Source organism: Candidatus Thorarchaeota archaeon, assembly GCA_013388835.1.
In the GTDB taxonomy this organism is placed as follows: domain Archaea; phylum Asgardarchaeota; class Thorarchaeia; order Thorarchaeales; family Thorarchaeaceae; genus JACAEL01.
Genome location: JACAEL010000123.1, coordinates 1 through 1,920, shown reverse-complemented (window position 1 = coordinate 1,920; position 1,920 = coordinate 1). Strand labels below are relative to the sequence as shown.

The following is a 1,920-nucleotide window of genomic DNA, read 5'->3' as shown; positions in this document are numbered from 1 at the left end:
CTGCATTCGCAGCAAAAATGAATCAAAGCTTTTCGCCATAACCATTTTTGCTTATGAACCCTTTCCGTTATCAGACTCAGCTTTTCAGCATATTGCAAAAACGCCATGCGAAGGGTTTCACTTTCGCTTTGCCCGAGCTTTCTACAGATGTTATCCAATATCTCTTTGTGCTGAGGGCTTAGAACAACTCTGACGATGCACTTCTTCATTGTGAGTCCACGGTTTCGGATACTTAATTAATGAATTGCGGTTCAAAAATAAAGACTTGCTCCTGCTAAAGTCACCATGTGGTGTGACGCAAAAAAACGTAGGGGGAGGGGGTATAGAAGAGATAGGGTAGGGCTTAGGTTTTGCCATTTAGTGAAAAACGTAGGGGGTCTACAGAACGATAGAGGGGTATGGATAGCTTCTACTCAACAATGTTGCTGTTAAAGGATTAATTCAATTGTCTTAGGTTGCAATTATTTCTCGTCGAATTGTTCTCATATTATTTAGGAAAGTGTGAAACATTGGCATAGAGTTAAATGCGTTAGGCTGATATACGGCATCCAGTCATAGAAATGTGCAGGATCAACTGGAGAGTACTGCAACGAGCAAATTGAATGTACCCTTAGTTCTTCCTCTGCAGACAGATGGATATTCATGTGTTCCCAGATGTATTAAGATGATTTTTGATTATGTTGGGGCTAATTTTGAAGGTAGAGCGCCTAATCTTGATGTTTCGGACATTGCGGAGATAGTGGAGACTAAGGCTGATGGTACTCTTCCTGAGAAGGTAAGAAACCTGAATGATGATAAGCATGTTCTAAAAGCAGTTCCGTCGATAGAATTTGATGTTGATTTGAAGCCGCATAGTCTGGCTGAAATTGAGAAAGAGATTGATGAAAAGAGACCTGTGATTGCGTGGGTTGAGTTGTCGAATGGTGTTCATAGGTGTGCTCATGCTGTTGTAGTGTCAGGTTTGGATAGAGACAAACACTTAATATACTATAATGACCCAATTTTTGGTGAGAAAGAAGAGGAAATTGGATCGTTTATGTCAAGATGGGAGAAGCTTGACAGGATTCTGATAAAGGTTAAAATAGGTAAGAGAAGAATGTTGGATGAATTCTTTGAGGAAGAGGCGAAGGAAAGCTAAATCGGGAGAGGAACCAAGTTGACAATGAATGTTGCACAAGAAATCCGCAAGTACGTGTTTCAGAATTACGGGAACCTAATCTCCGTTGGGGAAGCACGGTTCGATGAAAAAACGAAGACATGGGTAGCTGAGCTTCAATCTGACTACCCGAGAATAATTCATGATGATCGTTCTCCAAGTGAGAAGATGTTAAGGTTTCTTTCACTGAGAAGATTGGGTACTGTTCGTCTGGGTGAAAATCTTGCTGTTGAGGCTACTTCAAGAGACGAATGTGTTAAGAATTTATCTTCTTTTTTGAACATGTGGCAAGAGCGTGCTGAGAGGATTATAGTGAGGGCTTCTTCGGATAATTTGGCTCGTATTAATGAGGCGCAGTGGGTTTTGGCTAAGGTTGGTATGATTATTTCGAATTTGTCGCAGAAACAAGTGATTTTGGAAAGTGAGTTGGAGTCGCGTCCTGATAGGGAAAGTGAGAAGATAAGAAGGTATCTGAAGTTGCTTGAGGGTCTTGATCTTGTGCGTCGTGTTGAGGAAGGGTATACTTATGGTAACTTGTTTGTGGAGTTAAGAAATCAAGCTGAGAGTCTTCAGGAGTTTAAGGTTGCTGTTCTTTCTCTTTTGATTAGGGAGCGGTATTCTGCGCTGAGAGAGTTGTTCGGCATAGCGCAGCTTGAGCCTTTTGTGCATGTGGATAGCTGCTATTATACGCCTGCTCTTGAGGCTGAGAGGATACTCTATTGGACGCAGGATTCGATAATTGACTATTATGGTGAGCTTTATGG

General features: G+C 41.5%; 2 protein-coding genes. Both read left to right on the top strand.

All coding sequences use genetic code 11. The features are described 5' to 3' along the window. Positions 1-562 precede the first annotated feature (562 nt). Positions 563-1,138, top strand: coding sequence for a C39 family peptidase (locus HXY34_14305; protein ID NWF97306.1), 576 nt, complete (start codon positions 563-565; stop codon positions 1,136-1,138). 18 nt (positions 1,139-1,156) lie between these two features. Continuing rightward, positions 1,157-1,920 (top strand): hypothetical protein (locus HXY34_14300; protein NWF97305.1); only part of this gene is annotated, 764 nt, incomplete at its 3' end.